Origin of the sequence: Commensalibacter sp. M0133 (assembly GCF_016101485.1) — a bacterium.
Taxonomy (GTDB): domain Bacteria; phylum Pseudomonadota; class Alphaproteobacteria; order Acetobacterales; family Acetobacteraceae; genus Commensalibacter; species Commensalibacter melissae.
In genome coordinates, this window is record NZ_JACFQI010000002.1 from 50,879 (window position 1) to 65,156 (window position 14,278).

Genomic DNA, 14,278 nt, shown 5'->3' on the forward strand with positions numbered 1-14,278 from the left:
AAAAGACTAGTTGATTTCCGTAACACGAATCAAATTCGTGCTACCTGTCTGACCAAAAGGAACACCGGCAACAACAACAATTTGGTCACCCTTTTTGACAATATTGTGTTCTTGCGTCGTTTTACGGGCTTCATCAACAATATGTTCAACAGTACAAGAAGGTATGCAAGCCTCATTTGTTGTACATGGATGAATACCCCACACCAATGCCAACCTACGAGCCACTTCAACACTTGGCGTTAGACTGAAAATCATACTGTTTGGACGTTCTCTCGACATGCGCAGGGCAGTTGTTCCCTTATGCGTATAGGCCACAACAGCGGGTGCAGACAAAGTCGCACAAATTTTCTGGGCAGCGGCAACAATGGCATCAGCAATATTACGTTGAGGCTGTTCACGCGTGGCTTCCATTAATTTTGTCCACTCTTTATCTTTTTCAACCCGTGTAATAATACGGTTCATAATGGAAACTGCTTCTTTCGGATATTGACCTGCAGCACTTTCAGCAGACAACATGACCGCATCAGCGCCCTCCAATACAGCAGTTGCAACATCAGAAGCTTCAGCACGGGTAGGTGTTGGTGATGAAATCATGCTTTCCAACATCTGAGTTGCCACAATCACTGGTTTACCAAGACTACGCGCCTTGCGAATAATCTGAATTTGAACTAGGGGCACCTCTTCAGGAGGCATTTCAACACCAAGATCACCACGGGCAACCATTACACCATCTGTAACTTCAAGAATTGAATCAAGATTTTCAATTGCTTGTGGTTTTTCCATTTTGGTGATAATCCAGGCTCTACCATTGGAAATAACCTTGGCTTCCTGAACATCCTCTGGACGCTGAACAAAGGAAAGCCCGATAAAATCAACACCCAGATCCAATGCAAAACGTAAATCTTTATGATCTTTTTCTGTCAATGCTGGAATGGGCAAAACCATATCAGGAACATTCACACCTTTATGATCAGATAAAACACCGCCGACGGTAACTTCGGTTTCCAAATAATCTGCACCAACATTCCGAACCGTTAAACGTAACTTACCGTCATCAAGCAATAATCTTGCCCCTGGCTTTGCACTTTGGATAATCTCTTTGTGAGGTAAACAGACACGATGTTCATCACCTAATGCCGGATCTAAATCCAAACGAAAAATTGCTCCATTTTTTAGAGTAACCTTACCATTTGCAAATTTCCCTACGCGCAGTTTAGGTCCCTGAATATCGGCCAAAATACCAATAACCTTACCTGTTTCCTCTTCGATTTCACGGATAATACGATATCGTTCTGCATGATCCTCATGTGTACCATGGGAAAAATTCAAACGAAAAACATCAACCCCAGCCAAAAATAAAGCCTTGATCATTTCTTTTGTTGAGGAAGCAGGTCCCAAAGTTGATACAATTTTTGCCCGACGATCTCTTAAGATTAATGATTTATCTTTCATAATATTAGTTCCTTACATTTTTAATTGTGAATTCAAACGTATCAAATTTGAATTCTTTATTCCTATATATCATTATTCAATAAGAAAATTAATGAGGTTGGATAATTTCCTGGGGAAGCAAGCCCCAGATATTTGATCTTGGTATCCATCCTATATAGGTATTAATTTTAACTTTACACCAACTGGCGTTGGGTTGGCATTCTTTTATACTTCCAACAACTCCGGGTTTCAAAATCGCAACTGGATCAGCCGACTCTTGTGGAACAGTTCTTACAATAATACCCTGACCCGATAATTGGGAATTTTGTGTTTTGGATACATATTCTGAAATATAGCTGTCTGTGCTTTTTACTTCTGATTTCTCTTTTGTTTCGTCTTGTAATTTATCTTTATCATCCATGACACTGAGCGGCATTCCAGTTGTAATGAAAAAACGCTCTCTGGATAAAATAGCCTGCTGGATCCATCCTTTTTGTCCATCCACGTCCTCAATAAGACGCCAGACATCAAATTCCCTAAGAATTTTTACTGGCATATGACGTCTGTGATAAATCATGATAATAGGATAACGGGTTCCAGGACCTGCTCGCATGTTCACCACATCCGCACGTAAAGAAAGAAAATGAGGAATAGGCAAACCTGTTACAGAACCCTTTTCTGGTTCCTGAGAAGGAATGCTGCTTGCAGCAGGGATTGCGGCCGCTGAAGCGGTTGCGACTCCCACTGCTGTTCCAGCTGCAGCTGTGCCCCCCTCCTCATTATTATTCACAGATTGAGTCTGAGAGTTTTCCTGTATATGAACCTTTTTTTTCTTGTGAGAAACTGGGTGGCTTTTTTTCCTGATACTTTTTTTATGAACAAGCTGTTTATGCTGATTTTTTTCCTGAGTAAAAGCGGTCGTGGAAAAACATAAAATATTTAAACAAAATATTGATATAAAAAATGAAATGTATAAAAAACAATTTAAGCTTTTTTTAATAAGATGATCTAAAAAACCGCATTGCATTTTATCTTGTCTTTCAAATATAAATCAAGGGATCAAATCGTTACTATAATATAAAATAATAATTATGTTATAATAAATTCAATGCCTTCTTTCAAAAAGGCAAGAGACATATTACCATAAATCTTATTCAAACAGGTTAAATAACAAGAATATGACTTTTTTATACATATCCCAAAAAAAATATAGAAAAAATCTGTTTTTATATATGAAATGGTTAATGGTTATAATTGTATTATGTACGATATACATTGCCTATCCATATTTGACCCTATGGTCAATTTCTAAGGCGATACAGACCCACGATACTAAATATCTAACCAAAAATTTGAACTGGCATTCTATTCAAGATCACTTAAAAAAATATCTCACTCAGGATTTTCACAGCCCTTCAAAAGAAGACCTGGATGAATTACCGGATTTTGGAACGTCTTTTGCGACTGAAGCGGTAAGTAATGCTATTGATCATCATATCAATCACAATAGTTTACATGTTTTACTTGATTATATATCCCCGCCTACATTGCCATCATCCTCTTCTTTGAAAAATAAGAAGAATGCATTACAAATTTATATGTCGAGCCATATCTATTTTTCTTCGCCTTTTACAATGCACGCAAGAATTATAATTCCTGGTGAAAACATGCCACCCTTAAGCCTGACAATGAAATTACAAAGATGGCGTTGGAAAATTACAAACATATCTTTACCTGATCAGGTTATTGCCCAACTTTTCCAACAGAATAAATAGACTAGTTCTGATTATACAAGATCTTCTTCTAATATTGTCATTGAGATCGCATAAGAAATTTCACCTTCATCCTCATCACGATAAACTGTTCCAATTGACTCAAGTGTTTTTCCCTCTTGAATACATAATTCAACAGGCTGTCCCTGACGTTTAGGCAAAATAACCTTCAAATTGTTATTCCCTAATTTTTTCTGTAAATATGACTGTAATGACTTGCCTTCTTTTTCAGTAATATTCATAGACTTTCCTTATCTTGAAATCGAAAATTGAAAATGATTCCATATTAGTTAACCAACCCTTTACCAAATTACCAGTTCTTTATTTGAAATTATCATTTAATTTTCTCTGAAGAATCAACAACAACCAACAGGTCACCAGCAATTGGTGTAACCTGGCGATTTCTAGATAAAATAGCTTCAAACCGTTTATTCTGTTTTGCGGCCTGCTCATATAAAACATCTATGATACCATAATGATCTATAAAACGGTTCATATGGGCAGAAATACGAACGCATCCTTCAGATGCAGAATTGCCCAGTCTTGGTTCCAAATATACAGGATCTGTTGCATGCATTTCCAACCGAATCTGACCTTTTACATGATTAGGCAACCACCCTTTTTCGGCCCATTGCCAACCAAAATCCCATACTCGCATTCCTTTCGTTCCGTTACCACGAATCCCTAATTTATTCTTGGTACCCAACGCGCGATATCCCAACCTTTCCGTAGTATTCATGAATACACCTGTCGGTGTGACATAATATAATTTACGTCCTTTTTTTCCTGTAGATACATGCCCTCCCCCAAATGCCATCCATTGACCCGTGCCTTGAGGAAAAGCCAGCACAAAACATAAAGCTTGAACCTTGGGATTGCGATCAACCACAACTAAAATCTGTGCCCGTTTCAAGAGAATACCTGATTTTTCAACTTCTTTTTTGGCCAGTCTAATCCATTCCATATTTTGTTTATTGCTATAAATTCTTGCACGGGGAACATTCTTGCTTAATAAACGCTGAAGCCTTCTGGCCTCAAAATAGGCCTTATCCGGTGTAAGGACTGGTAAAGGAGGTAAAGTGACAAAATGTTTATTACCAAAGATCGAGAATTTATTTTCAAACTGAGTATAATCAATATGACATTGATTCCCTGTCAGACTTGAAAAATAGTCATATATAATTGGAGAAAAATCACGATCATCAATTGGACAATAATAATGTCGTTTCAAAGAAGTCAGTTGATCAGTAACATTGAAAGAGGAGAGAGATGGTTTAGCAAAAGGCTGCATAATAAAGATTAAAGAGCACAATAATATGCAAACCCTTAATCGATAATGCTTCATCCTCTCTCCTTATTATGTAAAATATTACAATTATTCATTAATTATATATAATATTTTACAAATAAAAACAGAATAATTTAGTTTACATATGGATTGCCTGGTTCTGTGTTGCCAAGGCCGCCTCTTTAACCGCTTCGGACAAGGTAGGATGCGCATGACAAGTCAAGGCAATATCTTCGGCAGAAGCACCAAAAGCCATTGCCAATACGGCTTCTGCAATCATTTCACTGCAATTTGGACCAATCATATGAACACCCAAAATTCTGTTGGTATGTTTATCGGCCAGAATTTTTACAAAACCGTCTGCTTTACCCATTGCACGGGCACGACCATTAGCGCTGAATGGAAATTTGCCAACCGTATAGGCTACATTTTCTTTTTTCAATACTTCTTCTGTTTTACCAACCATGGCAACCTCAGGTTCTGTATAAACAACACCTGGAACAAGGTTGTAATCAACATGCGGCTTTTTACCTGCAATAAATTCTATAGCTGCCACACCATCCTCTTCTGCTTTATGCGCCAACATTGGACCAGCTATCACGTCTCCAATCGCATAAATACCCGGAATATTGGTTTGGAATTGAGCGTCTGTTTTAATTCTTCCCCTTTCATCCAATTCCACACCAATTTTATCTAGTCCCAGACCTGCAGTTACAGGACGGCGACCAACTGCCATCAAGACTACATCTGCCTCAAGAATTTCCTGATTCCCTCCTTGAGCGGCTTCAATTGCGATCTTAAGCTGTCCATTCATCTTGTCAATTTTACTAACTTTATGAGACAGTTTCAGTTCAAAACCTTGCTTGATCAAAAGACGGGCTAATGTAGATGAAATTTCCTGATCAAAACCAGGCACCAGCCGATCAAAGTATTCAACCACAGTAACCCTGGCACCTAAACGTTTCCAAACACTTCCAAGTTCAACCCCGATCACACCACCACCAATAACGACCATATGACGAGGTATTTCAGAAAGAGCCAAGGCTCCTGTTGAACTTACAACCTGTTTTTCATCAATTTCAATTCCCGGCAATCCTGCCGTCTCACTGCCAGTTGCAATGATAATGGAACGCGCGCTAATCTCTTGCCCATTAACGGAAACTTTTCCTGCGACAACAATGGTTGCCTCGCCCTCAATACGCGTTACCTTATTCTTTTTGAATAAGAACTCGATCCCATTAACATTCGCCTCAACAACTGACTGTTTATGCTCCTGCATTTTTTTCAGATCAACTGAGACATTCTTAACAACAACCCCCAATTTTTCAAATTGATGCCGGGCAGCTTCATATTGCTCGGAAGCATATAATAAAGCTTTTGAAGGGATGCAACCAACATTCAAGCATGTTCCACCCAATGTTTTCCGTTTTTCTACACATGCGACTTTCATGCCCAGTTGTGCGGCACGAATGGCGGCAACATATCCTCCTGGTCCCGCACCAATTACAAGAACATCATAATCATATTCACTTGCTGGCGCGGAAGCGTCAACTGGTTTTTGCTCAGGATTTGAGCCCGAAACAGATGACACTCTTGTATCATTTCTTGTGACTGTTTCTCCTTTTCCCAATGGTTCCAATGTCACCAATAATGCACCTACTGAAACCTCACTGCCCGCTTCGACAACATGTTTGCCGACAATTCCCGCAGAGGGGGCCGGCACTTCAACATTTACTTTATCCGTTTCAAGCTCAACAATCGCCTCATCCGCAGCAACTTGATCGCCCGGCTGTTTCAACCATTTTGAAACAACAGCAGATGTTATACTTTCCCCCAAAACAGGTACGACAATATTTATGGTCATGTTTTTTACCTTTCCTATCCTTTATAATAAATTTCACACGACCCCTTAAACATCCAACAACAAGCGTTCTGGATTTTCAATACGTTCCTTGATATGAACCAAGAAACTGACCGCTTCCTTACCATCCACGATACGATGGTCATAAGAAAGAGCAAGATACATCATTGGACGGATAACAACCTGTCCATTGACTGCAACTGGACGCTCTTTGATCGCGTGCATCCCCAGAATTCCTGATTGCGGCATATTTAAAATTGGGGTGGACATCAGAGAACCGTAAATTCCTCCATTTGTAATCGAGAAGGTACCCCCTGAAAGGTCAGCTAATTTCAGCGTATTACTGCGTGCACGTTTTGCAAAATCAATGATCTGCCCCTCAATCTGAGCAAAACTCATTTGATCCGCATCTTTGAGCACGGGAACAACCAGCCCATTTGGGCCACCAACCGCAATTCCCATATTCACAAAATGACGATAGATAATATCTTCACCATCAATTTGTGCATTGATTGCTGGATATTCCTGAAGGGCAGATACAGTTGCCTTTACAAAAAAAGACATAAACCCCAAACGGCTACCCTCATGTTTCTTATTGAAGGCTTCCTTATACAGGGTCCGCATATTTATGACGGCAGACATGTCAACCTCATTAAAGGTCGTCAACATTGCCGCTGTTTCCTGTGCTTCTTTAAGGCGACGTGCAACCGTACGACGTAACCGGGTCATTTTGACACGCTCTTCACGAGGATCATCCTGACGAGGTGCAACAGGACCAGATGCCTTGGCCGGATTTTCTTTTTGATCCAGAAATTGTACCACATCATCCCGTGTAATACGGCCACCCCGTCCCGTACCAGCCACCTGATCAACCGTAATATTTTTTTCTTCCATCATTTTACGGGCAGCCGGCATTGAAACTGGCTTATTATCAGCAGGCACTGAAACCGAAGGTTCTGCCTGTTTAGCATCCTGTACAGACACACTTTTGGATTGAGCTGATTCAATAACCGAAGCCCCATCCTCCAATACAGTCAATAAGGTCCCAACACTGACCTCCTGCCCTTCTTGTACCAGCTGTGCACCCATCACACCTGTTTTAGGCGACGGAACCTCTACACTGACCTTATCTGTTTCAAGCTCTACAATCGCTTCATCCATATTCACAACCTCACCAGGTTTTTTTAGCCATCTGGCAACTGTGGCCGTACTGATACTTTCACCTAATTGCGGTACTTTAATTTCAATGGACATATTTGTTTTTCCTAATTAAATCTTATTATTTCTCAATATAGTTCTTATAAATTCAAGGCTTGTTTAACCAATTGTTCCTGACCTGCCTTATAAACAGACATCAACCCTGCTGCAGGACTTGCCTGAGCCGTACGCCCGGCATATTCAATTTTGATTGGACTATTTTTAACCGTTTGCACAATCGCTCCAATCTTACCAGAAATAAACTGCCATGCCCCCATGTTCTGAGGTTCTTCCTGGCACCATACAAATTCCTGTGCCCCAGAATATGATTGTATCAATTTCTTAACAATATTGATTGGGAATGGATATAATTGTTCGACACGAACCAAAGCCACATCATTTTTCTTGGCTTCACGACGAGCTATCAACAAATCGTAATAAACCTTACCTGAACAGAATACAACTCGTTTGACTTTTTGACGATTTACAGAGGCATCTATTTCATCAATAACTTGTAAAAATTCCGTTTTATCCGCAAATTCTGCCAATGTTGATTGTGCAAGAGGATGTCTTAATAAAGATTTCGGGGACATGACAACCAACGGTTGACGATAATTCCGTTTCAACTGCCGACGCAAGGCATGAAAATAGTTTGCGGGAGTTGTAAAATTACAAACCTGCATATTTTCCTCTGCACATAGCTGCAAGTAACGTTCAAGTCGAGCAGATGAATGTTCAGCCCCTTGTCCTTCCTGGGCATGTGGCAATAAAAGCACCAACCCCGATTGCTGGAGCCATTTACTTTCAGCAGCCGAAACAAACTGGTCAATGATAATCTGTGCGCCATTGGCAAAATCACCGAATTGCGCCTCCCACAAGACCAAGGCATTTGCATTTTCACAAGAATAACCGTATTCAAATCCCAGAACCGCAAATTCAGACAGCAATGAATTATAGATGTCCAATTTCGCTTGATCAGTGGCAATATGATTTAAAGGAATATAAGGTTGCTGCGTCTTCTGATCAAACAGCATTGCATTACGATGACTGAATGTACCCCGTTGACAGTCTTCACCGGAAAGACGAACCGGATGCCCCTCCAACAAAAGGCTACCAAAGGCCAAGGCTTCACCAGTCGCCCAGTCAAACCCTTTTCCTGTTTCAAACATTTTGGCCTTAGCTTCAAGTTGACGAACCAATTTCGGATGGCAATTAAACCCTGTTTGGTATGAGCTAATCGCTTTACCAATCCGCTTTAAATCATCAATTGAAACTGCCGTGGAAAAATCTTTACGATTTTTTCCACGCCATTGCATTTTTTTCCAGTCACCTTTTAACCATTCTGGAGTTCCTGGATGATAATTATCAGCCTCTTCATAGGATTTTTGTAAATAATTCTGGAAATCAGACCAATATTTTTCCGTTTCTACAGCAGAAATCACTCCTTCATCTTGTAATTTCGCTGCATAAAGCTGATAAATATCCTTATGTTTATGAACAGCCTGATACATGATTGGCTGGGTAAATGTCGGTTCATCTGTTTCATTATGTCCAAATCGACGATAACAGACAATATCAACAACGATATCCGTTGCAAAACGTTCCCGATAATCAACGGCAAGCCGCATGACTGAAACAACAGCCTCAGGATCATCCCCGTTGACATGAATGACGGGAGCTTTAGCAACTTTAGCAACATCCGTACAATAATATCCAGAATGTCCATATTCTGTAGATGTGGTAAATCCAATCTGGTTATTTGTAACAACGTGAATTGTCCCGTTTGTTTTATATCCGGGAAGCCTGGACATGGCAAAAGTTTCATAAACCACACCCTGTCCGGCAAAGGCAGCATCTCCATGCATTAAAACAGCCAGATGTTTCTGACCATTAGCATCTTGCATGGCACGAACCCTTCCCTCTACAACAGGATCAGCCGCCTCAAGATGGGACGGGTTAAATTCCAGGACAAGATCGACATCCTGTCCATTCATTTGAACCTGTTTTCGATATCCAAGATGGTATTTCACATCTCCAACACCAGGAATATCGTCAGATTTATAAGATTTTCCTGCAAATTCACTAAATAAGGCAGGAAAAGACTTGCCAACGATATTGGTTAAAACATTTAAACGTCCACGATGTGCCATGCCCATCGCCACAGATTGAATATCATAATTTGCAACTGCATGTCGAATAAGGGTACGTAAGGCAGGAATAAGTGATTCCCCGCCATCCAATCCAAACCGCTTTACACCAACGTAACGTTTTTGACAAAAAGTTTCAAACCCTACAGCTTCTGCAAGTTCCTGTAAGATTGTTTTCTTATCATCCGCATTCAGAACATGGTTTTTCTGACTTTCAACCTTTTCACGAAACCATTGCTGTTGTTCACTATTTTGCAGATATGTATATTCCCAGGCAATTGAACTGCAATAAATCCGCCTTAATACAGGAATGACTTCACCAAGAGTATGAATTTCACCTGGAAGGAAATTCTTAGTAACATCTCCCATAAAAACTGGGCGATCCAAATCCTCTTTTTTAAATCCATAAGTTTCAGGATTTAATTCCTTGCACTCTGTAGGCTTATGAATGGACAAGGGATCCAATACAGCATTAAAATGACCAAAGCTCCGATATGCATTTATAAGCTCTACGGCTCGCAGACTGTCATTCGCGGCCTGATAAAGTTGTTTGGCTGTTACTTTTCCCTCTTTCGTCAAAGCGGGCTTGTCATCGGGCTCCAATTCAATTTTTACAGGTTTGCGAGGGGCCCATGAAGGTCCCCTTACATCATCCATTACAACTGTCTTATCATCATTCATCGCAGAAAAAATCTGTGCAAATGACGGGTCAACACTATTAGCGTCCTGCCTCCACTTTGCATATAATTCCGCAAGATACGCAGCATTCGATCCACTGAATACACTGGCAATTTGATCAGCAATCGCCATAATATTTCCCCTTAATTATTTCTACTAAAAACTCACTATTCAGAGTTTAATTTACCTATTAATATAACAAGTGCACCTATAAGCCACTTCAATTTTTCTTTAACAAATGTCAGAGAATCTTTACTCTCGAATGCCTATTTTGTCCAATCTAGACTTTGCATTTCATACAAACGTGATACAGTACGCTCAAAAAAAGCCGCCCTATTTTCCTCAGGATAAATATGCTCCCAATCCGTCTCCGCAGATACATAGAGAATTGTATGCCGTTCGTACAATACATCAATCAAAGTGGTAAACCGTTCAATTACATTCATATTTTCAGGATTAAATATCGGTATGTTATCAATAATCAATACTTCATATTTTTGAGCCAAAACCAAATAATCACCAGCTCCCAGTGCCGCATCACATAATTGTTCAAATTGAAACCGGGCCACCTTTCCTGCTGCGCAAGGTATGGTAAATTGACGTCTCATAACGGTTAAGATTGTTTTTTCGCCCTCTTTACCACCTGATTCCTGTAGGAATACTTTATCTAGAACAGCATGGTTTTCCGGATTACAGCCGATCAACCATTTGGTTTCAATTTCCTTGCGACCCAATCGATAGTCATGTGCCGAACATAATTCAAGTTCAATCATATTTTGTGATAATAAAGCAATAAACGGCTTGAAAGCATCAGCTCCCGGTCTGTTTTGAAATAAATCCCTGATGTGAACATTCGAAGTGGCAACAATGATAACTCCTAATTTAAAAAGATATTCAAACAGTCGTCCCAATATCATTGCATCAGCTATATCATTGACTTGAAATTCATCGAAACAAAGCAACCATGTCTTTTCGACAATTTCCTCAGCCAGTTTTGGAATGGGGTCCTCACCCTTTGGATACTGTATTTCCAACGCATGAAATTTCTTATGCACTTCCTGCATGAAAACATGAAAATGTGTTCTCATCTTTTTTTCAACAGGGGCCTGACTGTAAAATAAATCCATCAACATTGATTTACCTCTACCAACAGGCCCTACAAGATATATACCCTTGGGTTTTACAATAGGCTTTTTCCACAATTTTTTAAATGAATTCAAAAGCCCGCCAACGTTAGTCTGTTCTGGCACATAATCAGACAATTCAACACAAAGATGATCCAGTCGATCTGCAATTTGTTCCTGTGCCTTGTCTGGTTTAAGCTCACCATTCTTTACTTTTTGTGCATACAACACATTTAAACGACTCATAAATAAAAAAAACCCTGATTAACAATTAGTATAAAGACCTTTTAAATTATTTCTAAGAAGAACATAGCTTCTTTTTTTTTCCTAATAATTTTCTTTATTTTCAAACAATTTTGATAAAATTTATTTACATAAATAATAAAAGAGTTAAAATATTTGGCTGGTTTCTAAAGACTTCTTTAAAATTTATTAAACTTTATTATCTAAGGATTATATACTATGGGATATCGCATAGCCGTTATTGGAGCAACAGGGGCGGTAGGTAGAGAAATCTTAAAAATTCTGGCGGAACGTGATTTTCCAATTAAGGAAATTGTTGCCTTGGCTTCTCCACGTTCGGCAGGAAAAGAAATATCCTTTGGTGACAAAAGAATTCTAAAAGTCCAAAATCTTGAAACCTTTGATTTTAAAGGATGGGATATCGCTTTATCCTCTCCTGGCGCATCCATATCATCCGTCTATTCACCCAAAGCAGCCAAGGCAGGCTGTATCGTGATTGACAATACTTCCCATTTCCGTATGGAACCTGATGTTCCATTAGTGGTTCCAGAGGTTAATCCGGAAGATTTAAAAAAAATCAAGCGGAATATTGTTGCAAATCCAAACTGTTCAACCATTCAGATGGTTGTTGCCTTAAAACCTTTGCACGACCTGTTCAAAATTAAAAGAATTGTTGTTTCGACATATCAAGCCACAGGCGGGGCAGGCAAAAAAGGAATGGACGAATTATATATCCAAACCAAATCATCATTGGTTGGGGATTCCATTTCAATAAACAATTTCACCAAGCAAATTGCCTTTAACTGTATACCTCATATTGATAAATTCATGCCAGACGGATCGACAAAAGAAGAATGGAAAATGAATGTGGAAACCAAAAAAATTCTTGATCCAGATATCAATGTTTTTGCAACCTGTGTTCGGGTTCCTGTTTTTATTGGACATGGCGAGGCAATTACCATTGAATGTGAACGCCCCGTTGATCTTGCCAAGGCACAAAAAGCCTTACGCAACGCTGAAGGTGTCATTCTATTCGATAAACAGGAAGATGGCGGCTATATTACCCAGATTGAGGCGGCAGGAGAAGATGCCTCCTATGTTTCACGACTCCGTATCGATCCAACAGTTCCAAATGGCTTAGGACTATGGTGCGTTTCCGACAATTTACGTAAGGGCGCAGCATTGAATACAGTACAGATTGCCGAAAAATTAATAGAAATAAATCTAATTTCTAAACGGTAATTTTTAACCAACAGATCATAAAATTGATATGATTTGTTGGTATCGAAATTAAAAACATAAATAAATTAATGATTACCAATTTCACGTTTCTATAGCCATTAATCCAATTTATACAAATTAATTTGATATTTATTTTATTATCCTGAAAATTGTTATTATCATATTCTTATTGTTACTTTAAAAATAAAACAAAAAACTGTTTAGTCATCAAATAACAAAGACCCCGAATACTTCATACACAATCAATTGAATGTCCAAAAATTGACTGGATCAATCTTTTAGTGGGGTATAAAGTGCAATTAACTTAAATCGGTATCAGCCGTGTTATAAGGATTAATTAGGAAATCAAGAATGTCGGATATACGCAAAACTTTTTATGTAGGTTACAAAAGTGACGGATCATATCGAAACCGACCAATGTCGCCCCATTTACAAGTTTACAAACCCATTTTATCAATGGTCTTGTCAATCAGTAACCGCATTACAGGCGGTGCACTTTCCGCAGGAAGTGCATTAATGGTTGCCTGGCTAGTTTCAGCCGCAAAAGGACCAAAATCTTTTCAAAAAACTCAAAAATTTACAGGAAGTTTTCTAGGGCAAATTATTTTATTTGGTTTTTCATCAGCATTCTTTCTCCATTTTATTGGCGGTATTCGTCATTTTATTTGGGATTTAAGTGGCAAACGTCTTGAAAAACCTGAAATTAATCAAGACAGTAAATCAGAGGTTATCGGTGTTGCTGCTTTAACTTTAGCTTTATGGACCATTATTCTTGGTAAAAAAATCAAAAAAAGAAAAAAATAGACAACCTTCGTATTGATTAAAAAATATCAAAATAATTTTCTATAAACAATTAGGAGAAACTCCAATGAATACCTCTGTAGAACGCCCCACCATTCTACGATCTTACCTTGGACGTATGCGTGGATTGGGGACAGGACACAATATTTTCGAACATTGGTGGACCGAACGCATAACCGCGGCAGGCAGTGCCCCTTTATCAATTTGGTTTATTATCCAAATGCTAAGATTGGGTGATGCAGATCATAAGGATGTTGTAAAATGGGCTGGAAAACCTACGAATACAATTTTATTACTCACACTTGTCTTGCTAACATTCCGTCATATGCAACTCGGCTTGGAAGTCATTACATCAGATTACGCACGTGAAAGAAAAAGATTGGCTCTTAATTACTGTATTAAAGGTGGGGCCTTATTTTTAGGAATTCTATCCGTAATTTCTATATTAAAATTATTTTTTACTGCATCCGCCAGTAAATAATTCAGCATTTAAA

General features: G+C 39.0%; 12 protein-coding genes. 4 read left to right on the forward strand and 8 right to left on the reverse strand.

Annotated features, from left to right (window positions below; genetic code table 11):
* Positions 1-6 precede the first annotated feature (6 nt).
* Both pyk and H3T46_RS05145 read right to left on the reverse strand, forming a co-directional pair.
* Positions 7-1,452, reverse strand: coding sequence for a pyruvate kinase (pyk, locus tag H3T46_RS05140; protein WP_155572321.1), 1,446 nt, complete (start codon positions 1,450-1,452; stop codon positions 7-9).
* Between the two features lie 88 nt (positions 1,453-1,540).
* On the reverse strand, positions 1,541-2,221 hold the full coding sequence (locus H3T46_RS05145) for an SH3 domain-containing protein (RefSeq protein WP_198197744.1): 681 nt from the start codon (positions 2,219-2,221) through the stop codon (positions 1,541-1,543).
* Between the two features lie 454 nt (positions 2,222-2,675).
* Here H3T46_RS05145 and H3T46_RS05150 point away from each other — a divergent pair, with 454 nt between their 5' ends.
* Positions 2,676-3,206, forward strand: coding sequence for a DUF2939 domain-containing protein (locus H3T46_RS05150; RefSeq protein ID WP_196424173.1), 531 nt, complete (start codon positions 2,676-2,678; stop codon positions 3,204-3,206).
* An 11-nt stretch (positions 3,207-3,217) separates the two neighbouring features.
* Here the strand turns inward: H3T46_RS05150 and H3T46_RS05155 are convergent, their stop codons facing one another.
* The 6 genes from H3T46_RS05155 to zapE all read right to left on the reverse strand — a co-directional run bounded on the left by H3T46_RS05155 (position 3,218) and on the right by zapE (position 11,744).
* Positions 3,218-3,445: a DUF3126 family protein gene (locus H3T46_RS05155; protein ID WP_110439075.1), complete on the reverse strand. Its 228-nt coding sequence runs from the start codon at positions 3,443-3,445 to the stop codon at positions 3,218-3,220.
* 92 nt (positions 3,446-3,537) lie between these two features.
* Positions 3,538-4,548: a L,D-transpeptidase gene (locus tag H3T46_RS05160; protein ID WP_155580945.1), complete on the reverse strand. Its 1,011-nt coding sequence runs from the start codon at positions 4,546-4,548 to the stop codon at positions 3,538-3,540.
* An 82-nt stretch (positions 4,549-4,630) separates the two neighbouring features.
* Entirely contained in the window at positions 4,631-6,355 is a 1,725-nt protein-coding gene (gene lpdA, locus H3T46_RS05165) for a dihydrolipoyl dehydrogenase (protein WP_198197746.1), read from the reverse strand.
* Positions 6,356-6,400: 45 nt separating this feature from the next.
* Positions 6,401-7,606: a 2-oxoglutarate dehydrogenase complex dihydrolipoyllysine-residue succinyltransferase gene (gene odhB, locus H3T46_RS05170; protein WP_198197748.1), complete on the reverse strand. Its 1,206-nt coding sequence runs from the start codon at positions 7,604-7,606 to the stop codon at positions 6,401-6,403.
* Positions 7,607-7,650: 44 nt separating this feature from the next.
* Entirely contained in the window at positions 7,651-10,506 is a 2,856-nt protein-coding gene (locus H3T46_RS05175) for a 2-oxoglutarate dehydrogenase E1 component (RefSeq protein ID WP_198197750.1), read from the reverse strand.
* 134 nt (positions 10,507-10,640) lie between these two features.
* The gene (gene zapE, locus H3T46_RS05180) at positions 10,641-11,744 is read right to left on the reverse strand and encodes a cell division protein ZapE (RefSeq protein ID WP_198197752.1); all 1,104 of its coding nucleotides are present in this window, start codon (positions 11,742-11,744) and stop codon (positions 10,641-10,643) included.
* A 216-nt stretch (positions 11,745-11,960) separates the two neighbouring features.
* On the opposite strand from zapE, the gene H3T46_RS05185 reads away from it, so the two are divergent.
* The 3 genes from H3T46_RS05185 to sdhD all read left to right on the forward strand — a co-directional run bounded on the left by H3T46_RS05185 (position 11,961) and on the right by sdhD (position 14,265).
* Positions 11,961-12,983 (forward strand): aspartate-semialdehyde dehydrogenase, encoded by a 1,023-nt coding sequence (locus tag H3T46_RS05185; protein ID WP_198197754.1) that lies wholly within the window; start codon positions 11,961-11,963, stop codon positions 12,981-12,983.
* 351 nt (positions 12,984-13,334) lie between these two features.
* On the forward strand, positions 13,335-13,787 hold the full coding sequence (gene sdhC, locus H3T46_RS05190; RefSeq protein WP_230873109.1) for a succinate dehydrogenase, cytochrome b556 subunit: 453 nt from the start codon (positions 13,335-13,337) through the stop codon (positions 13,785-13,787).
* Between the two features lie 64 nt (positions 13,788-13,851).
* Complete coding sequence (sdhD, locus tag H3T46_RS05195) at positions 13,852-14,265, forward strand: succinate dehydrogenase, hydrophobic membrane anchor protein (RefSeq protein ID WP_230873110.1); 414 nt, start codon at positions 13,852-13,854, stop codon at positions 14,263-14,265.
* The last annotated feature ends 13 nt before the right edge of the window (positions 14,266-14,278 follow it).